18 protein-coding genes are annotated in these 24,214 nt (G+C 71.4%); 11 read left to right on the top strand and 7 right to left on the bottom strand.

Translation table 11 applies throughout. From position 1 onward, the window contains the following. The first annotated feature begins 51 nt into the window (after window positions 1-51). The 5 genes from ABD213_RS00130 (at window position 52) to ABD213_RS00150 (ending at window position 5,780) form a co-directional block, all read left to right on the top strand. Entirely contained in the window at window positions 52-1,026 is a 975-nt protein-coding gene (locus ABD213_RS00130; RefSeq protein WP_344322859.1) for a DUF4192 domain-containing protein, read from the top strand. An 88-nt stretch (window positions 1,027-1,114) separates the two neighbouring features. Next, window positions 1,115-2,590, top strand: a complete 1,476-nt coding sequence (locus tag ABD213_RS00135; protein ID WP_344322861.1) for a glutamate-cysteine ligase family protein — start codon at window positions 1,115-1,117, stop codon at window positions 2,588-2,590. A 307-nt stretch (window positions 2,591-2,897) separates the two neighbouring features. After that, window positions 2,898-4,187 carry an RNA polymerase sigma factor gene (locus tag ABD213_RS00140; RefSeq protein ID WP_425546002.1) on the top strand — a complete coding sequence of 430 codons (1,290 nt, stop codon included), beginning with the start codon at window positions 2,898-2,900 and terminating at the stop codon, window positions 4,185-4,187. Between the two features lie 39 nt (window positions 4,188-4,226). Further along, the gene (locus tag ABD213_RS00145; RefSeq protein ID WP_344322863.1) at window positions 4,227-4,445 is read left to right on the top strand and encodes a hypothetical protein; all 219 of its coding nucleotides are present in this window, start codon (window positions 4,227-4,229) and stop codon (window positions 4,443-4,445) included. A 381-nt stretch (window positions 4,446-4,826) separates the two neighbouring features. After that, window positions 4,827-5,780, top strand: coding sequence for a GmrSD restriction endonuclease domain-containing protein (locus ABD213_RS00150; RefSeq protein ID WP_344322865.1), 954 nt, complete (start codon window positions 4,827-4,829; stop codon window positions 5,778-5,780). A 91-nt stretch (window positions 5,781-5,871) separates the two neighbouring features. On the opposite strand, the gene ABD213_RS00155 is transcribed toward ABD213_RS00150, so the two are convergent. Further along, window positions 5,872-6,078, bottom strand: a complete 207-nt coding sequence (locus ABD213_RS00155) for a DUF7455 domain-containing protein (RefSeq protein WP_344322868.1) — start codon at window positions 6,076-6,078, stop codon at window positions 5,872-5,874. A 225-nt stretch (window positions 6,079-6,303) separates the two neighbouring features. On the opposite strand from ABD213_RS00155, the gene ABD213_RS00160 reads away from it, so the two are divergent. Next, window positions 6,304-8,358 carry a DNA gyrase/topoisomerase IV subunit B gene (locus tag ABD213_RS00160; RefSeq protein WP_344322870.1) on the top strand — a complete coding sequence of 685 codons (2,055 nt, stop codon included), beginning with the start codon at window positions 6,304-6,306 and terminating at the stop codon, window positions 8,356-8,358. Window positions 8,359-8,374: 16 nt separating this feature from the next. Here the strand turns inward: ABD213_RS00160 and ABD213_RS00165 are convergent, their stop codons facing one another. From ABD213_RS00165 to ABD213_RS00180, 4 genes are read right to left on the bottom strand one after another with little or no spacing between them, the layout of a single operon-like run. Further along, window positions 8,375-8,875, bottom strand: a complete 501-nt coding sequence (locus ABD213_RS00165) for a beta-class carbonic anhydrase (protein WP_344322872.1) — start codon at window positions 8,873-8,875, stop codon at window positions 8,375-8,377. A 9-nt stretch (window positions 8,876-8,884) separates the two neighbouring features. Next, a complete protein-coding gene (locus ABD213_RS00170; RefSeq protein WP_344322874.1) occupies window positions 8,885-10,636 on the bottom strand; it encodes an MFS transporter in 1,752 nt (583 codons plus the stop codon). Between the two features lie 2 nt (window positions 10,637-10,638). After that, window positions 10,639-11,346, bottom strand: a complete 708-nt coding sequence (locus ABD213_RS00175) for an LppX_LprAFG lipoprotein (protein WP_344322877.1) — start codon at window positions 11,344-11,346, stop codon at window positions 10,639-10,641. Window positions 11,347-11,387: 41 nt separating this feature from the next. Further along, window positions 11,388-13,877 carry a DNA gyrase/topoisomerase IV subunit A gene (locus ABD213_RS00180; RefSeq protein WP_344322880.1) on the bottom strand — a complete coding sequence of 830 codons (2,490 nt, stop codon included), beginning with the start codon at window positions 13,875-13,877 and terminating at the stop codon, window positions 11,388-11,390. Between the two features lie 107 nt (window positions 13,878-13,984). Here ABD213_RS00180 and ABD213_RS00185 point away from each other — a divergent pair, with 107 nt between their 5' ends. The 4 genes from ABD213_RS00185 to ABD213_RS00200 all read left to right on the top strand — a co-directional run bounded on the left by ABD213_RS00185 (window position 13,985) and on the right by ABD213_RS00200 (window position 19,082). Beyond that, window positions 13,985-16,687, top strand: coding sequence for a bifunctional acetate--CoA ligase family protein/GNAT family N-acetyltransferase (locus ABD213_RS00185; RefSeq protein ID WP_344322882.1), 2,703 nt, complete (start codon window positions 13,985-13,987; stop codon window positions 16,685-16,687). Next, window positions 16,687-17,277: a DUF5998 family protein gene (locus tag ABD213_RS00190; protein ID WP_344322884.1), complete on the top strand. Its 591-nt coding sequence runs from the start codon at window positions 16,687-16,689 to the stop codon at window positions 17,275-17,277. The genes ABD213_RS00185 and ABD213_RS00190 overlap by 1 nt, the downstream gene beginning before the upstream one ends. After that, on the top strand, window positions 17,277-18,356 hold the full coding sequence (locus ABD213_RS00195; RefSeq protein ID WP_344322886.1) for an alkaline phosphatase family protein: 1,080 nt from the start codon (window positions 17,277-17,279) through the stop codon (window positions 18,354-18,356). Before ABD213_RS00190 ends, ABD213_RS00195 begins: the two co-directional genes overlap by 1 nt. Window positions 18,357-18,428: 72 nt before the next feature. Further along, complete coding sequence (locus tag ABD213_RS00200) at window positions 18,429-19,082, top strand: thymidine kinase (RefSeq protein WP_344322888.1); 654 nt, start codon at window positions 18,429-18,431, stop codon at window positions 19,080-19,082. A gap of 18 nt (window positions 19,083-19,100) precedes the next feature. On the opposite strand, the gene sepH is transcribed toward ABD213_RS00200, so the two are convergent. Then, complete coding sequence (sepH, locus tag ABD213_RS00205) at window positions 19,101-20,042, bottom strand: septation protein SepH (RefSeq protein ID WP_344322892.1); 942 nt, start codon at window positions 20,040-20,042, stop codon at window positions 19,101-19,103. 110 nt (window positions 20,043-20,152) lie between these two features. Here sepH and ABD213_RS00210 point away from each other — a divergent pair, with 110 nt between their 5' ends. Beyond that, the gene (locus ABD213_RS00210; RefSeq protein WP_344322894.1) at window positions 20,153-20,773 is read left to right on the top strand and encodes a trimeric intracellular cation channel family protein; all 621 of its coding nucleotides are present in this window, start codon (window positions 20,153-20,155) and stop codon (window positions 20,771-20,773) included. Window positions 20,774-20,817: 44 nt separating this feature from the next. Here the strand turns inward: ABD213_RS00210 and ABD213_RS00215 are convergent, their stop codons facing one another. Further along, window positions 20,818-24,210, bottom strand: a complete 3,393-nt coding sequence (locus tag ABD213_RS00215) for a bifunctional proline dehydrogenase/L-glutamate gamma-semialdehyde dehydrogenase (protein WP_344322896.1) — start codon at window positions 24,208-24,210, stop codon at window positions 20,818-20,820. Window positions 24,211-24,214 lie beyond the last annotated feature (4 nt).

Consider the following 24,214-nt stretch of genomic DNA (forward strand, 5'->3'; position numbering starts at 1 on the left):
GCCGTCGTCGAGGCGGTGTCGTCGCCGAGCCATCCACCCGATGCTCGAGGAATGACGACCGACTCGGTGTACACCGCCCACGACATCCCCGACCTCTTCGCCGCCCTGCCGGGCCAGCTCGGCTTCGTGCCGCAGGAGTCACTGTGCGTCATCGGGACGCGCGGACCCCGCCACCGCTTCAGCTTCAGCATGCGGGTCGACCTGCCCGAGGAGGAGAACATCGACGCACTGAGCAGGTTCGTCGTCGCTCACCTGGAACGCCAGGACTGCGACGGAGCGATCGTGCTGGGCGTGTCCGAGCGGCCCGAGCTCGCGGGGAAGGCGGTCTGGGCCACCGAGCTGGCCCTGGGCGAGATCCGGCCCGTGGTCTCGGCGTGGGCCACGAAGGACCGCTACTGGACGACCTTCGACGACTGCGACCCCGACGGCTACGCCTACACGATCTCCCCGCACCACCGGGCCGTGGTGCAGGCAGTCCTCGCCGGACAGGAGATCCTGCCCGACCGAGCCGCCCTCGAGCGGCGCTACCAGCCCGAGCGGACCGAACGCGCCCGCTGGGTCGGCGCAGCGGTCGACGCCGTCGCGCTACAGGTGGCCGGGATCGTCCACCGCGCGAACGATCCCGGGGAGGTCGGCCGTGGCGTCGTCGGGCCGATCCTCCAGGCGGCGCTGATCGGTCGGACGCCCTCGACCGGGGACCTCGCCCAGCTGATCGTCTGGACCTCCTGCGAGCCGGTCCGAGGGTTCGCGTTGAGCCTCGTCAACACGGAGACGGCGGCCTCGCTGCTCGAGCTGTGGGCGCACGTGGCCCGCCTGGCCCCGCCCGAGCTCGCGGTCGCGCCGCTGACGCTGGCGGCCTGCTCGGCCTACCTGCGCGGTGACGGTGCACAGGCCCTCGTCGCGCTGGAGCGAGCGCTCACGACCGAGCCGCGCGACGAGCTCGCGAACATCGTCCTTCGACTGCTGCAGGACGGTGTGCCACCGAGCGTGTTCGCGGGCGTCCTCCAGGGTGGCGTCGACCGGTAGCCCGGGGCGGTGAGTCTTCCACCGCGAGGGACGGTGCGCGCTCGTCCGGCAACGCGCTGCGACGCCCGTGCTGGACTAGGCTCCCCGCATGGGCCAGGACGTCGACCGCCGTGAGTTCACCCGCGAGGACCGCACGGCCTACCGGGCCAAGGTCAGGCGTTGTCTCGACGTGTTCGCGCGCATGCTCGGCGAGCACGACTTCTCCGTCGAGCACCCGCAGGTCGGCGTGGAGATCGAGTTCAACCTCATCGACGACGCGGGCGACCCGGCCATGAAGAACGCCGAGGCGCTCGACGTCATCGCCGACGACGACTTCCAGACCGAGCTCGGGCTCTTCAACGTCGAGATCAACGTCCCACCCAGTCGTGCTGCCGACGACGGCCTGACCGTGATGGAGGAGACGCTGCGCGCCGACCTCAACCACGCCCAGGAGAAGGCGGCCACCGTCGGCGCCAAGCTGGTGATGATCGGCATCCTGCCCACCCTGCGCGACGAGCACTTCGCCGCCGAGTCGCTGTCGCCCAACCCTCGCTACCACCTGTTGTCGGAGCAGATCCTCGACGCGCGCGGCGAGGACATCGCGATCGTCATCGACGGCGTCGACCGCCTGGAGACGACGGCCGACACGATCATCCCCGAGGCCGCGTGCACGAGCACCCAGCTGCACCTGCAGGTCGAGCCCGACGAGTTCGCCCCGATGTGGAACGCCGCCCAGGCCATCGCGGGCGTGCAGGTCGCCGTCGGTGCCAACTCGCCCTTCCTGCTCGGCAGGCAGCTGTGGCACGAGACCCGCATCCCGCTGTTCGAGCAGGCCACCGACACCCGCAGTGAGGAGCTCAAGACCCAGGGCGTGCGTCCGCGGGTGTTCTTCGGCGAGCGCTGGATCACGTCGGTCTTCGACCTGTTCGAGGAGAACGTCCGGTACTTCCCGGCGCTGTTGCCCATCGTCAGCGAGGAGGACCCGCTCGAGGCGTTCGAGGCCGGACGTGTCCCCGAGCTGGAGGAGCTGCGGCTGCACAACGGCACGGTCTACCGCTGGAACCGTCCCATCTACGACATCGCCGACGGTCGTCCGCACCTGCGGGTGGAGAACCGGTTGCTCCCGGCCGGTCCGTCGGTCGTCGACACCCTCGCCAACGCCGCCCTGTTCTACGGACTGACGACCGTCATCGGCAAGAGCGAGCGGCCCCTGTGGTCCCAGCTCTCGTTCCGGGCCGCCGAGGAGAACTTCCACGCCGCGGCGCGCACCGGCATCGAGACCGACCTGTACTGGCCCTCGGTCGGGACGGTGCCGGCGCGTGAGCTCGTGCTGCGCCACCTCCTGCCCCTGGCGGCGGCGGGTCTGGAGCAGATGGGCATGGACGGCGAGGTCTCGGGTCGTCTGCTCGACGTGATCGAGCGCCGGTGCGTCACCGGCGTCAACGGCGCTTCCTGGCTGATCGACGAGGTGACCCGACGTCGCGACGCGGGAGCCGACCGGGTGGAGGCGCTGCGGGCCGCGACTCTGGCGTACGAGGAGAACATGCACGCCAACCTCCCCGTCCACGAGTGGCCGCGCGGCTGACCCTGTCAGGTCGGCTGGACCGCCACGTGCGGGGGACCGCCTGACGGTCTTGGGGGCCGTGGCACAATGATCGACAGAGGTTGACCACAGGCCTCTTTGTTGCGCCCAGATACCCGACCGAGAGGTGGACGACACGGTGAGTTGCGTCGCTGGTGAAGGTCGGGACTGCGGTTCCGGAACATCCCTGACGCCGCTCGTTCGCCGCCCGGTCGTCGCCGAACCACCCGCAGCACGGTGCACCGGTTGATCCCGGTCCGCCCCGCACGATGCGTTCCTGTCCACCCCCTCCGTGAGATCTGAAGAGACTGTGACGAAGACTCCTCCGAGCGCCAAGAAGGCCTCCGCCAAGAAGGTCCCCGCCAAGACGACGGCGGCCAAGAAGACCGCTGCGAAGAAGGCGGCTCCTGCGGCCAAGAAGACCGCTGCCAAGAAGACGGCAGCCAAGAAGGCGGTCGACGCCGGCAAGCCTGCCGCGCCCGTCGACATCGCCGAGGCGCTGGACGTTCCCGCCGGTGACGGCACCGCGCGTGACGCGCAGGGCAAGAAGATCCTTCCCGACATCAGCGACGAGGTCTTCGAGAAGGACGTCAAGACCGACCCCACCATCAAGGAGGACGAGTCGGCGGCGTTCACCCTGTCGGCCGCCGACGAGTCCGACGAGCCCGTCCAGCAGGTGCTGGTCGCCGGCGCCACGGCCGACCCGGTCAAGGACTACCTCAAGCAGATCGGCAAGGTCTCGCTGCTCACCGCCGGCGAGGAGGTCGAGCTGGCCAAGCGCATCGAGGCCGGTCTGTTCGCCGAGGAGAAGGTCGGCAAGGGTGGCCGCATCTCGGAGAAGACCCGCGAGGAGCTCCGCTGGATCATCGTCGACGGGCGACGCGCCAAGAACCACCTGCTCGAGGCCAACCTGCGTCTTGTCGTCTCGCTGGCCAAGCGCTACACCGGTCGCGGCATGCTCTTCCTGGACCTCATCCAGGAGGGCAACCTCGGTCTGATCCGCGCGGTCGAGAAGTTCGACTACACCAAGGGCTTCAAGTTCTCCACCTACGCGACGTGGTGGATCCGCCAGGCCATCACCCGCGCCATGGCCGACCAGGCCCGCACCATCCGCATCCCGGTGCACATGGTCGAGGTCATCAACAAGCTCGCCCGAGTGCAGCGTCAGATGCTGCAGGACCTGGGCCGCGAGCCCACCCCGGAGGAGCTGGCGTTGGAGCTGGACATGACGCCGGAAAAGGTCGTCGAGGTCCAGAAGTACGGTCGTGAGCCGATCAGCCTCCACACACCCCTGGGCGAGGACGGCGACAGCGAGTTCGGCGACCTGATCGAGGACTCCGAGGCCATCGTCCCGGCCGACGCGGTCTCCTTCACGCTGCTCCAGGAGCAGCTGCACGCGGTGCTCGACACGCTCAGCGAGCGCGAGTCCGGCGTCGTCTCGATGCGGTTCGGCCTCACCGACGGCCAGCCCAAGACGCTCGACGAGATCGGCAAGGTCTACGGCGTCACCCGCGAGCGGATCCGCCAGATCGAGTCCAAGACGATGAGCAAGCTGCGCCACCCGTCCCGCTCGCAGGTCCTGCGCGACTACCTGGACTGATTCCGGACGCGGTTGCCGGCTCGGAACTATCCTGGTCGTGTGCGCGTGTCGACGGTCGTCGCGGCCCTGCTCCTCCCGGCGGGGATGCTGATCCATGCCTTCGGCCTCACGCACTACAGCGGTCTCGGATGGCCGCGGACGTGGGAGCACGTCGGCGGCTGGATCGCCTTCGCCATCGGACTCTGGATCATGATCGCTTGCGGTGAGCTCCTCTGGCGGCGAGCGACTCGACGGACGAGGGCGTCCGCGAACGAGTGAGGGCCGGCGGCGCAGGCCGGTCAGCTCCGAAGCGGGCGGAGCGAGCTCGCGTGCCGCCAGGTGAGAACCATGTGACCATCGGCCGTCACGATCGCGACGTGGGCCCACCACTGTCCATGACGCTTCTGCCACTCGATGAGCAGCCCGGGATCGGGCCGGCTGTCCCCGTTCGCCCGTGCCGGGAAGACCCAGACGTGTCGAGGCCGGAGCACCATGGCGACAGTAGATCACAGGTTCGATTCCACGTGTTGGGCGACAGCGCTTCGCGTCCGTGCTCCGCGACGACGTCGGCTCGTCGGTCGGTGCGGCGCAACCCTGCGATTCTCCGGACGACGAGCGACCTCGCGCCCTAGGCTGACGCGGTCGTCCCCAGGGGGTTCCATGCTCGTCGCGCGCCGTGCCGCCGTCACCGTCGTCGCCGGTGGGCTGCTGCTGTCGTCTGCATGCGCGGCGCCGGCTCCGGTCGCCGAGACCGTGCCGGTCGTCACCGAGGCCACCGCGCCGGTCACGCCGGCGCCGACTCCGTCCCCGGTGGCAACCCCCGTCACGCCCACACCGTCCCCTGACACCGCGACGGCCCTCGCAGCGCTGGACGAGCTGGTCGTCAAGGGCCGGGGACCGAAGACCGGGTACTCGCGCGACGCGTTCGGACCCGGCTGGTTCGACGCCGACCGCAACGGCTGCGACACCCGCAACGACATCCTTCGCCGTGACCTCGTCGGCACGACGATGAAGAACGCGTGCAAGGTGCTGGCCGGGTCGCTCGAGCCCGATCCCTACACCGGGGCACCGGTGCGGTTCGAGGTCGGCGGGGCCAGCGAGATCGACATCGACCACGTCGTGGCCCTCAGCGACGCGTGGCAGAAGGGGGCGGCGTCCTGGACGCCGCAGAAGCGGCTCGCCTTCGCCAACGACCCCGTCAACCTGCTCGCCGTCGATGCCGGTGCCAACCGGGCCAAGAGCGACGGTGACGCTGCCACCTGGCTGCCGCCGGATCGTTCCTACCGGTGTGCCTTCGTCGCGCGCCAGGTGGCGGTCAAGGCCAAGTACGCGATCGCCGTGACGCCCGCCGAGCGCGACGCCATGAGCCGCGTCCTGACCTCGTGCCCCGCGCAACCGCGGGTGGAGCCCGGCCCCGCCCCCACGGAGGCGGCGCTCCCTCGCTCCCGCGCGACGCCGACCACGGAGGCGACCCGCGGGAGCCGGGGCTCCGCTCCCGTCGAGTACGCGAGCTGCGACGCCGTCCGCGCCGCCGGGGCAGCACCGATCACCGCCGCCGATCCCGGCTACTCCCGTCGCCTGGACCGCGACGGCGACGGCGTCGGCTGTGAGTGAGCCGCCCTCGGGAGGAGGGGCCCGGACGTGACGAGGGGCCGACCGGTCGAACCGGTCGGCCCCTCGTCAGGTCGTAGGGATCGGGGGTGACTCAGACGTCGGTGGTGCCCAGACGTCCGGTCTCGTCGTGGATGGCGACGGCGACAGCACGCAGCTTGTCCTCGTGCTCGCGGGCGTGGTGGGCGCAGAACAAGAGCTCTGCTCCGCCGTCGAGCTCGACGCGTACGTACGCCTGTGCTCCGCAACGGTCGCAGCGATCGGTCGCGTTGAGACCGCGCAGCTCGGCTGTGGCTGCCATGGTGACCTCTTTTCCTCGGAGCGGGTGTCGTCAGTGACAACATCCAACCACGGTGTGGTGTTCCGTGCTGGGTTGGGTGACTTACGTCATGGATACTCCCCGGCGGTGCCAAACCGGCGGCGCCGCGCGGGCACGAGCGTGTCCGCCGACGGCTCCGGGGGCCGCGCGTCTAGGCTGGACGCACAGGCGTTTCGCCTGCCCATCGAACCTTCGGAGGTCCCCTCGGTGTCGACGTACGACGCGCGCAACCTGCTCGTCCTCGAGGGGCTCGAGGCGGTCCGCAAGCGGCCGGGCATGTACATCGGCTCCACCGACACCCGCGGACTCATGCACTGCCTCTGGGAGATCATCGACAACGCCGTCGACGAGGCCCTCGGCGGCTTCTGCAGCCGCATCGACGTCACCCTGCACCCCGACGGCTCCGTCGAGGTCGCCGACGACGGCCGGGGCATCCCCGTCGACATCGAGCCGCGCACCGGCCTGTCCGGCGTCGAGGTGGTCTTCACCAAGCTGCACGCCGGCGGCAAGTTCGGCGGCGGCTCCTACACCGCCACCGGCGGTCTGCACGGTGTCGGCGCCTCCGTGGTCAACGCCCTGTCGGCCCGCCTCGATGTCGAGGTCGACAAGGCCGGTGCCACGTGGGCGATGTCCTTCCGACGCGGGGAGCCGGGCGTCTTCGACGGTGACGAGCCGGAGGCCGGCTTCACCGCCGACAACACGCTGCACAAGCGGCGCCGGGTCAAGAAGACCCAGACCGGCACCCGCGTCCGCTACTGGGCCGACCCCCAGATCTTCATCAAGACCGCCACCTTCGCCTACGACGAGCTGGTCGCCCGCGCCCGGCAGACCTCCTTCCTCGTCCCGGGCCTGAAGATCGTCCTGACCGACCTGCGCGGCGAGGAGCCCCGCGAGGAGTCGTTCCTGCACGAGGGCGGCATCACCGAGTTCTGCGACTACCTCAGTCCCGACGAGCCCGTCACCGACGTACTGCGGCTGCAGGGTGAGGGCACCTTCACCGAGACCGTCCCCGTGCTCGACTCCAAGGGCCACATGAGTCCGCAGGAGGTCGAGCGCGAGCTCGGCGTCGATATCGCGCTGCGGTGGGGCACGGGCTACGAGACGTCCGTGCGCTCCTTCGTCAACATCATCGCCACACCCAAGGGCGGCACCCACGTGCAGGGTTTCGAGCGGGCCCTGACCAGGACGTTCAACGACACGCTGCGCACCACCCGCCTGCTGAAGTCCGGCGACCCCGACGTCATCAAGGACGACGTCCTCGAGGGCATGACGGCCGTCGTGACGGTGCGCCTGGCCGAGCCGCAGTTCGAGGGTCAGACCAAGGAGGTCCTCGGCACACCGGCGGTCACCCGCATCGTCTCGCGCGTCGTCGCCGCCGAGCTGAAGACCTTCCTCACGTCCACCAAGACGGCGCAGAAGGCCAAGGCGCGCCTGCTCATGGAGAAGGTCGTGGGCGCGTCCCGCACCCGGCTCATGGCCCGTCAGCAGCGCGACAACCAGCGCCGCAAGAACGCGCTGGAGTCCAGCGCCCTGCCGGCCAAGCTTGCCGACTGCCGATCCAACGACGTCGACCGCAGCGAGCTGTTCATCGTCGAGGGCGACTCCGCGCTCGGCACCGCCAAGTCCGCGCGCGACTCGGAGTTCCAGGCACTGCTGCCCATCCGGGGCAAGATCCTGAACGTCCAGAAGGCCAGCGTCGGCGACATGCTCAAGAACGCCGAGTGCTCCTCGATCATCCAGGTCGTGGGGGCGGGCTCGGGCCGCACGTTCGACGTCGACGCCACCCGCTACGGCCGGATCATCTTCATGGCCGACGCCGACTCCGACGGCGCGCACATCCGCTGCCTGCTGGCCACGCTGTTCTTCCGCTACATGCGTCCGCTCGTCGAGCAGGGTCGGGTCTTCACCGCCGTGCCGCCGCTGCACCGGATCGAGCTCACCAACCCGCGCAAGGGCATGGACAAGTACGTCTACACCTACTCCGACGCCGAGCTGCAGCGCATGCTCGCCGACCTCAAGCGCCGCAACCTGCGCTGGAAGGACCCCATCCAGCGGTACAAGGGCCTCGGCGAGATGGACGCCGACCAGCTGGCGGAGACCACCATGGACCCCCGTCAGCGCACGCTGCGACGTCTGACGGTCGACGACGCCGAGCGCGCCACGCACATGTTCGAGCTGCTGATGGGCAACGAGGTCGCCCCCCGCAAAGAGTTCATCGTGCAGAGCGCGTACGAGGTCGACGCCGAGACCATCGACGCCTGATCAGGTCCGAGGACCCTCAGATGACCTGCTCGAGCAGGCCGGTGTCGACGTCGTAGATGAACCCGCCCACCTCGACCGAGGAGTCGATGAGCGGGTGGGCGTGGACGCGCTGGACGTCGGTGCGGATGGTGGTCTTCTGGTCGACGACGGCACCCAGGCTCATCCAGGAGGCGTCGACGCCCGAGGCGTCGCTGAGCTTCGCGCGGAGCTGCTCCTCGGAGGACGAGGCCATGGAGCAGCGGGTGTGCTCGACCACCAGGACCCGCGTCACCCTGAGGAGGTTGACGCCGAGGACGAGAGCGACGAGCGCGGCATCGGTCACGCGGCCGCCGGGGTTGCGGAGGATCTTCGCATCACCGGGCGAGAGGCCGATCATGCCGAGTGGGTCGATGCGCGAGTCCATGCACGTGACCATCGCGACGCCGGCACGGGCGACGCCGTCGAAGCCGTGGAGGTCGAAGCGGTCGGCGAAGTCACGGTTCGCGGCGAGCAGATCGTCGAAGGCGTTCTCAGACATGGGGGCAGATTATCGGGCGTGGGGCATCTCGGCCCCGCGACGTCCCTCACGCAGGAGCACGAGCGCAAGGACGGCCGCGATCACCGCACAGACGGCAGCCCCGACGAAGACCGCGTGCAGCTGCGCGATGCCCGCGTCGCGCACCGCGTCCCGGTAGGCCGGACAGGCCGTGGCGACCCCGTCGCAGAGGTCGGCGGCGTCGGGAAGACGCTCCGCCGCGGCATAGAACGCACGGAGCCCGATCGTCGTCAGGGCAGAGATGCCGATGAGCATGCCGACCATCCGTGCCACCACCAGCAGCGCACTCGCCAGCCCGTGGACGGCCGACGCGGTGTGGGCCAGCAGCGCGGCGTTGACCGGCGCGATCGCCAGACCGAATCCCAGGCCGCCCGCGACGAGCGAGAGGGTCTCCCACCCGCTCTCCAGCGACTGCGCGTCCCACGTCGCCATGTGCGCGAACGCGGCGGCACTCATGAGCATCGCACCCGCGGTGAGCCAGGACGCGGGGACGAAGCGCAGGAGCCAGCCGCCGAGGAGGGCGCCGACCGGCAGTGCGACGAGGAACCGTACGAGCACGAGGGCGGCGTCCAGCTGGGAGCTCGGCGCGATGGTGAGTCGGGCGAAGAAGGGGATGTCGACGAGCGCGGCGATCAGGCTCGCCCCGATGAAGAAGGAGACGAGGAGTGCACCCCACGCGACCCGGTCGCCGAGCGCCCCGCGCGGGACGAGCGGACGCGCAGCGGTGCGCTGACGCCACACGAAGCCGGCGACGGTGAGCAGCGCGAGAGGGATCAGCGCCGGCGCCGCGGGGGAGAGGGCGGCGGACTCCGGCTCCGCGGAGGCGAACGTGACGATGACGGCGGCCAGGCTCGCGGTCAACAGGCCCGCGCCGACGAGGTCGGTCTCTCGCGCCAGCTCACCCCAGCCTCGCCACGCGAGCAGCGGACGGCGGGCCGTGGCCAGGCGCAGCACCAGCAGCACGACCACGACGTACAGCCCGAGGGCCAGCGGGGTGAGCCACCGGCTCGAGCCGACGACCGGGAGGAACGCCAGCCCCGACGTGACACCGCTCGCGAGCCGCGCGGGTTCGAGCATCACGAGCGTCACCAGCACGAGAGCGACCGCCACGAGCAGGCCGCCGACGACGTCGAGAGGACCGTCGCGACGCACCGGGGGGCGCTCCTGCCGCCGCTGCGGCCAGATCGCGGCGGCGATCAGCAGCCCGCCGCCGACGTTGAGCCAGAAGATGTCACGCCACGACCCGAACGCCAGGACGGCGGCACCGTAGAGCGGTCCGAGGACGCTGCCCAGCTCCTGCACGGCACCGACGATCCCGAGCGGGAGGCCTCGCCGCTCCGGCGGCCAGCGGTCGGCGACCAGGGCGAGCGTCGGCGGGATCAGGCCGCCACCCCCGACGCCCTGCAGGAACCGACCGACGACGACGCTGTTCAGGTCGTAGGCGGCGGCCGTGACGAGCGAGCCGACGACGAACACCATGAGGGAGCCGAGCAGCACCGGTACCCGCCCGCGCAGGTCCGAGATCCGCCCGATGAGGGGCAGGATGCCGACGTACCCGAGCAGGAACCCCGAGACGATGGGCGCGGCACGCTGCAGCTCGTCGATCGACAGACCGGCCGACGTCATCATGTCCGGCAGTGCGAGGACGACGACGTACGTGTCGATCGCGGCGAACCCGATCGCGGTGGCCGCCAGGGCGAGCAGGAGACGAGGCGCTGCCCGGGTCCCGGCCGAGGGGGTCATGCTCAGCCGCCGGTGCGCTCCGGAGCCGTGATGGTCACCGGCTCGTCGGACGCGGTCAGCTGCAGCCGGTACGTGACGTCGTCGGCGCCCTCGTAGAACGGGCCGGCGATCGTGGCGTCACGCAGCTCGTCGTCCTCGGTGAGCCGGTACCGCACCTGGAAGGTGCCGGTGGCGTCGGCGGTGGGGAGGAACTCGGCCACGACCTCGCCCGCGAGGGTGCCGGTGATCGTCGTGAGGACGTCGTCGCCGTCGCGGGACTGGCCGTCCTCGGCGAGGTCGTCGGTGCGCTCCAGGATGGTCGCGACGCCGGTGTCCGGGTCGAGGAGACCTGCCGGGTCCGGGGCGCCGAGCGACTCGGGGTCGAAGCGCACGAAGACGGGCGAGAACCCGGTCTTGACGAACAGCTCGTCGTCGACGGAGACGACCTCGGCGGCCAGGCTGGTGCCGCCGGCGACGACCGAGACGTCGCCCTCGAACGCCGGGTCGGCGTTGCCGCGCCCCTCGGCCGACAAGAGGCCGGTGACGCCCCGGGGCAGCTCGTTGGTGGCAAGAGCGACGTCGAGGCTCTCGGCCGCGTCGATGACGGCCTTGGCGGCGCTGAGACGTTCGGCGAGTGCGGCCGGGTCGGCGGCGGGCTCGTCGTCACCTCCCGTGCAGGCCGAGGACAGCAGGGCAGCGGCGGCGGCGAGGGCGAGGACACGGAGGCGCACGCGCACAGTGTGACACGCATCGGGTCGTCGCATCGGGGTGCTCAGGCCTCGTCGGCGGTGTCATCCGTGACGCTCGCACCGGCGCCGAGCGTCTGCGCCGCGGGCGCGGACGCCACCGCCGCGACCGGCTGCGCGAGCGGCGTGCCCGACCCGTCACGACGGTCCACGGGGTCCGGGAGGTCGACCGCCGACCCACTGCGAGCGCACGCCATCGGCAGGCCGTCACCGACCCACCCGAGCACGAGCCCCACCTCGCCCTTGAGCAGACGCTGGCACCGCACCCCGCCGGTGGCACGCCCCTTGGCCGGGTAGAGCGAGAGCGGAGTGACCTTGGCCGAGCCGGCCTCGGTGCCCGGGAGGGCGTCGGCCGACCCGGCGATGCCGAGCACGTGCGCGGAGCCGACGTCGCGGACCGCGCCGAAGCCGACCACGGTGGCCCCCGCGGCCAGCTTGATGCCCGCGACGCCACCTCCCGTGCGACCCTGCGGACGGACGAGGGAGGCACTGAAGTGCAACAGCTGGGCGTCGGAGGTGACGAACGCCAGCTCCTCCTCGCCGGTCTCGAGCGTGGCGACGGCGACCACGGCGTCATTGTCGGCCAGCTTGACGACCTCCCAGGAGTCCCGCGTGAGGTGATCGGGCCTGACCCGCTTGACGACGCCCTGCCGGGTGCCGAGGGCGATGCCGGGACCGGTGTCGTCGAGCGACATCAGACCCACGGGCTCGGCCGAGACGTCCAGGAGCTCGCGCAGTGGCACGCCCCCCTGCAGGTGGGGCGAGCCGGCCGTCGGCGGTAGTGCCGGGATCTCCAGGACGCTGACCCGGCGCACGAGACCGTCGGCCGTCACGAGCCCGACCTCGCCCCGGGCGGTCGTGCGGACGGTCGAGACGACGACGTCGTGCTTGGCGCGGCGCTGCGGCGGGCCGAGCGGCTCGGCGTCGCTCGTGCGCGCCAGCAGGCCCGTGCCGGACAGCAGCACCCAGCAGGGGTCGTCCGCCACCTCCAAGGGGACCGCGGCGCTCACCTGGCGGCCGGCCGACTCCAGGAGGACCGTGCGACGGGGCGTGCCGAAGGTGCGGGCGACCTCTTCCAGCTCCTCGCCGACGACCGCACGGAGCACGGCGTCGTCACCCAGGATCTCCTCGAGCCGCTCGATCGTGGCGCGCAGCTCGTCGGCCTCGCGCTCGAGCTCGATGCGGGAGAACTTGGTCAGGCTGCCGAGCGTGCGGTCGAGGATGAAGTCGGCCTGGACCTCCGTGAGGTCGAAGACGGAGGTCAGCCGGCTGCGTGCCTCGGCGCGGTCGTCGCTGCTGCGGATGAGCTGGATGACCTCGTCGATGTCGAGGATGGCGACCAGCAGGCCCTCGACGAGGTGCAGCCGGTCGGCGGCCTTGCTGCGGCGGTAGGCGCTGCGCCGGCGCACGACCTGCAGACGGTGGTCGAGGAAGACCTGCAGGAGCTCCAGGAGCCCGAGGGTCCGCGGCTGGCCGTCGACGAGGGCGACGGCGTTGACGCCGAACGACGTCTCCATCGGGGTGGCCTTGTAGAGCTGCTCCAGCAGTGCCTCGGGCACGATGCCGGACTTGACCTCGATGACCAGGTGCAAACCCTTGTGACGGTCGGTGAGGTTCTTGATGTCGGAGATGCCCTGCAGCTTCTTGGCCTGCACGAGCTTCTTGATGGCCTCGATGACCTTCTCCGGGCCCACGTTGTAGGGCAGCTCGGTGACGACGATGCCCTTGCGGCGCGCCGTGACGTTCTCGATCCGGGCCGTGGCGCGCATGCGGAAGGAGCCGTTGCCGGTGGCGTAGGCGTCGCGGATGCCTTCCAGGCCGACGATCTTGCCGCCCGTGGGCAGGTCCGGACCGGGGACGAAGCGCATGATGTCGTCGAGGTCGGCCGTCGGGTGGTCCAGGAGGTGCCGCAAGGCCTGCACGACCTCCACGAGGTTGTGCGGGGCGATGTTCGTCGCCATGCCGACGGCGATGCCGGAGGCGCCGTTGACGAGCAGGTTGGGCAGCGCGGCCGGCAGGACCGACGGCTCCAGCTCCCGGCCGTCGTAGTTGGCGCGGAAGTCGACCGTGTCCTCCTCGATGGAGGCGGTCATCGCCTCCGCGGAGGTGGCCATGCGGCACTCGGTGTAGCGCATGGCGGCGGGCGGGTCGTCGGGCGAGCCGAAGTTGCCGTGCCCGTCGACCAGGGGCAGCCGCATCGACCACGGCTGCACGAGCCGCACCAGGGCGTCGTAGATCGCGGAGTCACCGTGCGGGTGCAACCGGCCCATGACCTCGCCGACGACGCGGGCGCTCTTGACGTGCCCCCGGTCGGACCGCAGGTTGAGGTCGTCCATCGTGTAGAGCGTGCGGCGCTGCACCGGCTTGAGGCCGTCGCGCGCGTCGGGGATGGCGCGCGAGTAGATGACGGAGTAGGCGTACTCGATGTAGCTGGCACTCATCTCGTCCGTGATGTCGGTGTCGATGATGTGCTCGTCGAACTCCTCGGGGGGGCTCGGGGTGCTGCTGCGGGCCATGCGGTCCTCTCCTGGGTCAGGCGGTGGTCCATTCTCTCCCGCGGTGTCGTGCGGGTCACCGCCGCCACGCCGGGTCGAACGGCGGGCCGGTTCGGTAGATTGGTCGCGTGGACTCCGATCCCTCGGCAACGCCGACCCTCGACGGTGCCTGGGAGGCCGACGTCCTGCTCAAGGACGGCCGCGTGGCCCAGCTGCGTCCCATCCAGCCCGAGGACGCCGACAAGCTGGTGGCCTTCTACAGCCGCGTCTCCGACGAGTCCAAGTACTACCGCTTCTTCGCGCCGTACCCGGAGCTGTCGCCGCGCGACATCGAGCGGTTCACGACGGTCGACCTCGACCGACGGGTCGCCTTCGTCGTCACCTTGCACGACGAGATGATCGGCATCGGCCGCTACGACGCCGTCTCGGACACCGCGGCGGAGGTCGCCTTCCTCGTCGAGGACGCCCACCAGGGGCGCGGCGTGGGCCAGCTCCTGCTCGAGCACCTCGCCCAGGCCGGTCGCGAGCGCGGCATCCAGCGCTTCACCGCCGACGTCCTGCCGTCGAACACCCGCATGCTCCAGGTCTTCCGGGAGATGGGGTACGAGGTCGAGGGTTCGGTCGAGGACGGCGTCCAGACGCTCGCCTTCCGCATCGACCCCACCGAGTCGGCCGTGGGGGTCATGCGCTCGCGAGAGCAGCGAGCGGAGGCGGCGTCCATCGAGCGGATCTTCAGTGCTCGCAGCATCGCGGTGGTCGGCGCGAGCCGGCGCGCCGACTCGATCGGCCTCGCGCTGGTCCGCGGACTCGTCCTGGGTGACTACAAGGGTGCGGTGCACGCGGTCAACTCCCAGGCCGAGTCCGTCTCGGGGCTCCCGGCGCACAAGAGCGTCACCGACATCCCCGGCGAGGTCGATCTCGCGATCGTCGCCGTCCCGGCGGAGTCGGTGAACGAGGTCGTGCTGGACTGCGCCGCCAAGGGCGTGCACGGCCTGGTCGTCATCTCCGCCGGCTTCGCCGAGGAGGGGCCCGCCGGCCGACGCCGGCAGCGCGAGCTGCTCAACCTCTGCCGCTCCTACGGCCTGCGCCTCATCGGTCCGAACTGTCTCGGCATCATCAACACCACCCAGAGCGTCCAGCTCAACGCCTCCCTGGCGCCGGCGATGCCGCCCCAGGGTCGCGTCGGCTTCTTCTGCCAGTCCGGCGCGCTCGGCACCGCGATCCTCGACTCGGTCGGCCGTCGGGGGCTCGGCCTGTCCACCTTCGTCTCGGCGGGCAACCGCGCCGACGTCTCCGGCAACGACCTCCTGCAGTACTGGCAGGAGGACGACGCCACCGAGGTCGTGCTGCTGTACCTGGAGTCCATCGGCAACCCGCGCAAGTTCTCGCGCATCGCCCGACGCGTCTCGCGCGTCAAGCCGGTCGTCGCGGTCAAGTCGGGCCGCTCCACCCAGGGCGTCCCCATGGGACACGCCGTCAAGCGCTCGACGGCCCCGCAGGCGGCGGTCGACGCCATGTTCCGCCAGGCCGGCGTGATCCAGGTCGACACGCTCGAGGAGATGTTCGACGTCGCGCAGATCCTGGCCCACCAGCCGCTGCCGGCCGGCAACCGGATGGGCGTCGTCGGCAACTCCGACGCGATGGGCCTGCTGATCGCCGACGCCGCCGCGGCGTCGGGCCTGCAGGTCGCCGACCCTGTCTCGCTGGGCGCCGACGCCGGAGCCGACGACTTCGAGGTCGCGGTCGAGCAGGCGCTCGCCAACCCCGGCATCGACGCGCTCGTCGTCGTCTACGTGCCGCCGCTGAACACCAGCGGTGAGGAGGTCGCCGACGTCCTCGCCTCGATCGGGGAGCAGTCCGACAAGCCGATCGCCTCCACGTTCCTCGGCACCGAGGGCGTCCCGGAGCTGCTGCGGGTCACCGACGTGCTCGGCGGTTCGGCAGGCCGCGGGTCCGTGCCGTCCTACCCTGCGCCGGAGTCGGCGGTCCGGGCGCTGGCCCGGGTCGTCAACTACGCCGAGTGGGTCGCCAGCGACGCGGGGGAGTTCGTCACCTTCCCCGACCTGCGCACCGGCGACGCCCGCGCGATCGTCCGCGACGTGCTGCGCCTCGCGCCCCGTGGTGCGGTGCTCTCCACCGAGCAGACGCAGGCGATCCTCGAGTGCTACGGCATCGACATGTGGACGTGGATCAACGTCCACACCAAGGAGGAGGCGATCGCGGCGGGCGAGAAGCTCGGTTGGGACGTCGTCCTCAAGGCCGGCAGCGAGCATCTGCGCGCCCGTCCCGACCTCGCGCACATCTGGCGCGGCATCCTCGGCCCCGACGACATGGCCGAGGCGTGGGACAACCTCACCGGGTGGGCGGGGATGCGGGCCGACACACGGTTCTTCGTCCAGCGCAACGCCACCGACGGCATCCCGCTGTCCTTCAGCGTCACCGAGGACGCCCTGTTCGGTCCGCTCGTCTCCTTCGGTCTCACCGGCGCGCCCAGCGAGCTGCTCGGGGACCGTTCCTACGGCATCCCCCCGCTGACCGACACCGACGCCGCCGCCATGGTCTCCGGCCTGCGGTCGGCGCCCCTGCTCTACGGCTACCGGGGCAGCGACCCCGTCGACGTCGCCGCCATCCAGGACCTCATCCTCCGCCTCGCGGCCATGAAGGACGACCTGCCCGAGATCGCCGAGCTCGACCTCGAGCCCGTCCTGGTCAGCGACACGAGCATGACGGTGCTCAGCGCCCGCGCGAAGGTCGTCCCCACGGCCGACCGGCGCGGCGACTGGTACGTGCGGCGTCTGAGCCGTGCCGCCTCGGGCGATACGCTCGCGTGATGCGACGCGAACGGTCCGGAGGGGTCTTCGAGGAGATCTCGCGCAGCGGCTACTACCCCCAGATCGTCTCCGAGGGCCTGCGCGACGCCCTCGCCGGCGAGGAGGTCAGGGCCTACGTCCTGCACCACGAGCCGACGTTCGACCGCGACGAGATCCGCCGGCACATGACGGTGCTCGTCCTCACCGACTCGCGCGTCGTGCTCGTCCACACCGACGAGCACCCCCCGGACGACCTCCTCCCGCGTCCGTACACCTCGACGACGAGCGAGGCCGTCGCCGTCGACCAGGTGCGCTCGGTGGTCGTCACGCGCATGGTCTCCGCCGAGGACGAGTCCCTGCAGGAGGCCGTCCTGACGGTCAGCTGGGGTGCGGTCTCGCACCTGGACCTCGAGCCGGCCCGCTGCAGCGACCCGGACTGCGAGGCCGATCACGGCTACACCGGCAACCTGACCGGCGACGACTTCTCCCTGCGACTCAGTGCAGCCGCCGACGGTGGTGCCGCGCTCGAGCGTCTGCTGGAGTTCGCCCGACGACTCTCGGCCGCCACCACCCACGGGCCCTCCGCGTCCGGCGCGCGGGCCCGGACCTGATGCCCGGTCTCCACGACGTCCTGCCGTCCGTCGCCGCGAGTCTCGGCGTCACCGGCTTCGAGGACGTCCTCGCCCTGCCACGGTCGCCGCGGTACGTCCTGTTCGTCGTCGACGGCCTGGGAGCCGACCTCCTGGACACCCATGCCGAGCTCGCACCGTTCCTGTCCGGGCTCGAGCGCCGCGACGGCGTCCGCAGTCCCGTCCCGTCCACGACGGCGACGAGCCTGACGTCCCTCGGGACCGGACGCGAGGCGGGCAGCCACGGCGTGGTCGGCTACACGTGCCGCGAGCCGGCGTCGGGCCGACGTCTGAACTCCCTCGCCTGGTCCGACGACGTGGACCCGCTGCAGTGGCAGCCCCACCCGACGGTGCTCGGCCAGGTTGCCGACGCCGGCGTCGAGGCCGCCGTCGTGAACGACGCCGCCTTCGAGAACAGCGGGCTGACGCTCTGCGGCCAGCGCGGTGCAGCGTTCCACGGCATCGAGAGCCTGTGGGCCCGTACCGACACGGTCCTCGACGTCGTCGAGGCCATGGCGTCCGGCGTCGTCTACGCCTACGAGTCCCGCCTGGATCACACGGGTCATCGGTACGGCTGCGGCTCCGCGCAGTGGCGCGAGACCCTCGCCACCATCGACGCCGACCTCGCCGACCTGCACGCCGAGCTCCCCGCGGGCACGACGCTGGTCGTGACCGCCGACCACGGGATGGTCGACCTGCCCCTCGAGGGTCGCTTCGACCTCGAGGAGCTGCCAGCGCTGCGCGACGACGTCACCCTGGTCGCGGGGGAGGCGCGCTTCCGCCACCTCTACACGCGCGCCGGCGCCGAGCAGGACGTGGCCGAGCGCTGGCGCGCCGTGCTGGGGGAGCGGGCCCTCGTGCGCACGCAGGACGGACTCGAGGACTGGTTCGGACCGATCGAGGACCGGGTCCGCCCACGGATCGGCGACGTCGTGGTGGCTGCGCTCGGCGACTTCGCCGTGTTCTCCTCGCGGGACTTCGCCATCGAGCTGCACATGGTCGGCTTCCACGGTTCCGTCACCGACGTCGAGCGGTCGGTCCCGCTGCTGATCGCGCCCTGAAGGCGGCCAGGACCCCTCCGGACGGGCCACCTGGGGCCGGAGTGAGCCCCCGGGGCCTGAGAGGATGTCGCCGTGGCTTCTCTGGACTTCTACACGGGCACGATGGACTGCGGAAAGAGCACGCTGGCCCTGCAGGTGGACCACAACCACCGCTCCCGCGGCCGCGTCGGTCGCGTCTTCACCAGCCACGACCGGGCCGGTGAGTCGCGGTTGTCGAGCCGGCTCGGACTCGCGGTCGACGCGCTCGAGGTGAGCGACGGGTTCGACTTCTGGGACTACGTCGTGGGCGAGCTGACCCAGGGTGGCCGGATCGACTACCTCGTGTGCGACGAAGCCCAGTTCTACACGCGGCGCCAGGTCGAGGCGCTCGCAAAGGTCACCGACGAGCTGCGGATCGACGTCTTCTGCTTCGGCATCCTCACCGACTTCCGCACGCGCCTGTTCGAGGGTTCGGCGCGACTCATCGAGCTCGCCGACCGCGTCCACACCCTCCAGGTCGAGGCGCTGTGCTGGTGCGGAGAACGCGCGACGCACAACGCCCGCACCGAGGACGGCGAGATGGTCACCGAGGGCGAGGTGATCGTCGTGGGTGACGTCGAGCAGCAGGGCCGACCGGCTCCCACCGTGGGGTACGAGGTGCTGTGCCGTCGTCACCACCGACGTCGACGCACGGCGGCGACGGCAGCGGCCGCCGCCCTCTCGCCGGACGTCCTGCCCTTCGAGTGAACGAGGCGGGCCGGGGCCTCAGTCCTCGCGACCGCCGAACATGATCTCGTCCCAGCTCGGTACGCGCCGGCGCTCGGCCTTCTTGCGGCGCTGGGTGACGCCGGTGTCCGGCACGGCGATGCGCCCGTGCTCGCGGACGCTGTCGTCCTCCTCGAGCGCGACGTCGTGGGCGACGTCGTCGTGCTCGACCTCGGCGTCCTCGTCGACGTCCTGCAACGAGAGCTGCTGTTCCTGGGCGCGACGATCACGTGCCTCCTTCAACGAGGAGATCGACGCGGCCACCGCCTCCGGCGAGGCCGTCACCTCCGGCTCGGCGGCCGGTACCGGCTCCTGCGCCTGGAGAGCGTCGGCGATGGCCATCTGCGCCGAGGCGTCGGCCGTCGGCACGTCGCGCACGAGCTCGTGCGCGGCCTCGTCGGCGGGCACCGCGAAGCGCGACTTGTGGTCGAACAGGAACATGGCGCGGTCGCGGCCGGGCACGACGACGCTGATGCTCCACCGGCCGTCCTCGCGACGCCACGCGTCCCAGCCGACGTCGTCGGGACTGGCGCCGTCGTCCGCGGCGGCCTGCTCGACGAGCACGCCGAGGGCCATGGCCGAGCCGTCGACGTGCTTGCGTCGTACGGCGGAGGACCGAGCCTGCTCGCTCATGTAGGCGCGCTCGGCCAGGACCGGCCCGGCGAAGCCCTCGATCTGCTCGGTGGGCACGCCGGCGGCCTCGGCCACCTGCGCGACGGTCTCCCCACGTCGGACCCTCGTCTGGATGTCGCGGGGACTGAGCGTGCTCTGCATGGTCAACTCCATCTGGCCGGGCGTGCGGGACCGCGTGCTGGCGGCGGCCTCGATCAGGCTTCGCAGGCGTCGGTCGATCGGGACGCGATACGTCCCGCGGCCGTCGTCGTCGCGCAGCAGGAGGTAGCGCCCGTCCTCGCTCAGTCGGTCAGGACCGAGATCGCGCATGTCGCCTCCCACGTCGTTCCCTCCATCGTAGGGACTACCGACCCGTGATCCCGGCCGACACGCGCGGAGCCACCGCGAGGGGCGACGGGCCCATCGACTAGCGTCGTCGGGTGCCTGACGTCGTCCTCGTGGTCCTCGACCTGCTCGGGATCGCCGTGTTCGCCGCGACCGGGGCGCTGGTGGCCGTGCGCAAGGAGCTCGACGTCTTCGGGGCCATCGTCCTCGGCGCGATCACCGGGCTCGGCGGGGGCGTGGTGCGCGACCTGCTCATCGGCGCCGTGCCGCCGGCCGCCCTCGTGGAGTGGACCTACCTCGTCGCGCCGCTCGTCGCGGCGATCCTCGTCTTCGTCTTCCACCCGACGATCGGACGCATGGAGAAGCAGATCGGCGTGCTCGACGCCGTCGGCGTCGCCCTGTTCTGCGTCACCGGTGCGGTCAAGGCGCTCGAGTTCGGTCTCGGTGTCCTCCCGGCGGCCCTGTGCGGCCTGCTGACGGCGATCGGGGGCGGCATGATGCGCGACGTCCTTGCCGGCCGGGTGCCGGTCATCTTTCGCGAGGAGCTGTACGCGACCCCGGCCTTCGCCGGTGCTCTGCTCGCGGTCGCGGCCGTCGAGCTCGACCTCGGCGCGTGGGCCTACGGCGTCGCAGCCGGCGTCTGCCTGGTGTGGCGGCTGCTGGCGCTGTGGCGGGGGTGGAAGGCGCCCCTGCCGCCGGGCATCGACCGTGGCTGACGTCCTGCCGCGTCGAGGCCGTCCGGCGACGTGCGCGTGACCGGTCAGGCGTGCCGCGGCAGGACGGCGTCGAACGCGGCGTCGTGGTTGCCGAAGCGGTGCGTGGTGATCGTGACGGACTGCTCGCGCAGGAACGGCAGCAGCTCGACCCGGCCGGACCAGGTGACGTCGTCGGCGTGGATCGCGACGTCGGGGTCGCCACCGACGGCGTCGGCGACCTCGGCGGCCAGGGGCTCGAGCAGTCGGATCCGGGCCGGTCGCGCCTCGACCATCCGACGCACCCAGTCGGCGGCGGTCTCGACGATGTGCGTCGGCGCCAGGGCCGCCGGGAGCTCGACCGGGCCCGACGTCGTGATCGTCGCCCCGGCACGGCGCGCCGCGGCGATGACCCGGGCGGTGCGCAGCAGGTCGGTACCGACCCGCACGTGGACGTCGGTGGGCCGGTAGCGGAAGACGTTGCGCTCCACGCCGAGCCCGGAGACGTCCTTCTCGATGCCGAACTCTCGCTGCCAGGCGACCTCGTCGGAGCCGAGGGCCGCGCGCAGCAGGCGGCGCTGGTGCTCGTCGAGCGAGCCCTCGACGGTCGCGACGACCTCGCGGACGCCGTCGCTGAGCTCGACCCCGTGGTCGCTCGTGCGCGGGTCCTTGGCGTGCCAGTGGCCCAGGTGGGCGAGGTAGTTCGGACCGCCAGCCTTGCAGGTGGCCCCCACCGACGACCGCTTCCAGCCGCCGAACGGCTGGCGTTGCACGATCGCTCCGGTGATCCCGCGGTTGACGTAGAGGTTGCCTGCCTCGACCCGGTCGATCCACGTGGAGACCTCGTCGGGGTCCAGGGAGTGGATGCCGGCCGTCAGACCGAAGTCGGTGGCGTTCTGCCAGGTGATGGCCTGGTCGAGGTCCTCGGCGGCCATCAGCCCGAGCACCGGTCCGAAGTACTCGGTGGTGTGGAACTCGCTGCCGGGAGCGACACCGGTGCGGACACCGGGGGACCAGAGCCGACCTGAGTCGTCGAGCGGACGCGGCTCGACGAGCCACTCCTCACCCTCGGCGAGCTCGGTGAGCGCCCCGCGCAGCTTGCCGCGCGGCTCCTCGACGACCGGTCCCATGATCGAGCAGGGATCCTCCGGCCACCCGACCACGAGCGACTCCACCGCGTCGACGAGCTGGCGCCTGAACCGCTCCGACGTGGCGACCGAGCCCACGAGGATCCCGAGGCTCGCCGCGGAGCACTTCTGACCCGCGTGGCCGAACGCACTCTGGACCAGGTGGGCCGCGGCGAGGTCGAGATCGGCGCTCGGGGTCACGACGAGGGCGTTCTTGCCGCTGGTCTCGGCCAGCAGCGGGAGGTCCGAGCGCCAGGAACGGAAGAGCGCAGCGGTCTCCCACGCGCCGGTCAGGATGACCCGGTCGACGTCCTGGTGGGCGATGAGCGAACGGCTGAGATCGCCCTCGTCCATCGCGACGTAGCGCAGGACGTCGCGGGGGACACCGCCCTGCCAGAGGGCCTCGACGACGACGGCCGCGCACCGCGGGCTCTGGGGCGCCGGCTTGACGATGACCCCGCTGCCGACGGCGAGCGCCGACAGCATGGACCCGGCCGGGATGGCGACCGGGAAGTTCCACGGGGGAGTGACGACCGTCAGTGCGGCGGGCCGGAACCGGGCGCCGTCGACGACCTCCAGGCGCCGAGCCGACTCGGCGTAGTAGTGCGCGAAGTCGATCGCCTCGCTGACCTCGGTGTCGGCCTCGGCGATGGTCTTGCCGGTCTCGGCCGCCATCACGGCGACGAGGTCGCCCCGACGCGCCGCGAGCGCCCCGGCGGCCTGGTGCAGGATCCAGGACCGGACCTCGGCGCCACGCTCGGCCCACGCCTGACCTGCGCGGCGGGTCTGGCGCACGAGGGTCTCCAGCGACGCAGGTCCGTGCACGGTGCTCGTCTCGATGGTCCGCGTGCCGAGCTGGGTGTAGGTGGAGCGGTGCAGCATCTGGCGCCCCCACTCCCGGTTCGCCGGAAGTGACGGGTCGGTGTCGGCGACGTTGGTGAACCCGCGCGAGACCTCCGAGACGTGCTCGCGGTGACGGTCCTGCACGCGGTGGCGGGCCGGCACCTGCACGTCCAGCTCCTCGAGGGAGGCGAGGAAGCGCTCGGCCTCGCGGTCGAAGGCGCTCTCGTCGGCAGCGAGGTCGAAGGCCGCGGACATGAAGTTCTCGTCGCTGGCGTTCTCCTCGAGCCGACGCACCAGGTAGGAGATGGCGACGTCGAACTCGCCGGGGTGGACGACGGGCGTGTAGAGCAGCAGGGGACCGACCGTGTCGCGCACGCCGGCGGTGGGGCCGGAGTCCATGCCCAGCAGCATCTCGAAGTCGATCGCGTCGCGGACGCCGCGATCGCCGGCCAGCTCCCACGCGTAGGCGAGGTCGAACAGGTTCTGCCCGGCGACCCCGATGCGCACGGCGTCGACCCGCTCGGGCGTCAGGGCCCAGGCGAGGACGCGCTTGTAGTGGGTGTCGGTCTCCCGCTTGGATCCCCACGTGGCCAGCGGCCAGCCGTGCATGATGGCGTCGACCCGCTCCATGGCGAGGTTCGCTCCCTTGACGACCCGCACCTTGACCCGCGCCCCGCCCGCGGCGCGTCGGGCGGCAGCCCACTCCTGGATGCGCTGCATCGCTCCGAGGGCGTCGGGCAGGTACGCCTGCAGCACGATGCCGGCCTCGAGGTCGGGGAAGCGGTCGAGGACGTCGAAGAAGACCGCCAGCGTGAGGTCGAGGTCGCGGTACTCCTCCATGTCGAGGTTGATGAACGAGCCGTCCTCGGCGGCCTGCTCGTAGAGCGGCAGCAGGCGGTCCACGACCCTCTCGACGGTCTCGTCGAAGGCCCACAGGGACAGCTGGCTGACGACGGCGGAGACCTTGACCGAGACGTAGTCGACGTCCGGCCGCCTCAGCAGCTCCAGGGTGTTGTCGCGCCGACGGGTGGCCTCGGCCTCGCCGAGCACGGCCTCGCCGAGGAGGTTGATGTTCAGCCGGTCGCCCTTCTTGCGCAGCCGGGAGATGGTGGGCCCGAGCTTCTCCGGCCGGGCGTCGGCGATCAGGTGGCCCACGAGTCGGCGCAACGTGGCCCGAGCCGTGCCGACCACCAGCGCCGGCATCACGAGGGAGACGAGCGCGCCGAGCTTGATGAGCAGTCGCTGGGACCATGGCAGGAACCGCGGGGTGCGCGCCGCGAGTCGCCGCAGGTTGGCCGCGGCGACGGCAGGGTCCTCGGGCCGGACGACGCGGTCGACGAACCCGATCGTGAAGTCGAGCCCGTCGGGGTCCTTGAGGAGCTCCGCGAGCTGACGGGCGGCGCGGTCGGTGCGACGGCGCGAGGCGCCGTGCGGACCGATCCAGGAGCGGACGAGGGCGATGCTGCGGTCAGCGAGCTCAGGTTCGGTCATGGCC

Source organism: Aeromicrobium halocynthiae (genome assembly GCF_039531385.1).
Lineage (GTDB): Bacteria > Actinomycetota > Actinomycetes > Propionibacteriales > Nocardioidaceae > Aeromicrobium > Aeromicrobium halocynthiae.

Bases quoted from the DNA above. Each gene is read 5' to 3' on its own strand.
- ABD213_RS00130 (WP_344322859.1), top strand. From the start codon at position 52: ATGACGACCGACTCGGTGTACACCGCCCACGACATCCCCGACCTCTTC.
- ABD213_RS00135 (WP_344322861.1), top strand. From the start codon at position 1,115: ATGGGCCAGGACGTCGACCGCCGTGAGTTCACCCGCGAGGACCGCACG.
- ABD213_RS00150 (WP_344322865.1), top strand. From the start codon at position 4,827: ATGCTCGTCGCGCGCCGTGCCGCCGTCACCGTCGTCGCCGGTGGGCTG.
- ABD213_RS00155 (WP_344322868.1), bottom strand. From the start codon at position 6,078: ATGGCAGCCACAGCCGAGCTGCGCGGTCTCAACGCGACCGATCGCTGC.
- ABD213_RS00165 (WP_344322872.1), bottom strand. From the start codon at position 8,875: ATGTCTGAGAACGCCTTCGACGATCTGCTCGCCGCGAACCGTGACTTC.
- ABD213_RS00170 (WP_344322874.1), bottom strand. From the start codon at position 10,636: ATGACCCCCTCGGCCGGGACCCGGGCAGCGCCTCGTCTCCTGCTCGCC.
- ABD213_RS00180 (WP_344322880.1), bottom strand. From the start codon at position 13,877: ATGGCCCGCAGCAGCACCCCGAGCCCCCCCGAGGAGTTCGACGAGCAC.
- ABD213_RS00190 (WP_344322884.1), top strand. From the start codon at position 16,687: ATGCGACGCGAACGGTCCGGAGGGGTCTTCGAGGAGATCTCGCGCAGC.
- ABD213_RS00195 (WP_344322886.1), top strand. From the start codon at position 17,277: ATGCCCGGTCTCCACGACGTCCTGCCGTCCGTCGCCGCGAGTCTCGGC.
- sepH (WP_344322892.1), bottom strand. From the start codon at position 20,042: ATGCGCGATCTCGGTCCTGACCGACTGAGCGAGGACGGGCGCTACCTC.
- ABD213_RS00215 (WP_344322896.1), bottom strand. From the start codon at position 24,210: ATGACCGAACCTGAGCTCGCTGACCGCAGCATCGCCCTCGTCCGCTCC.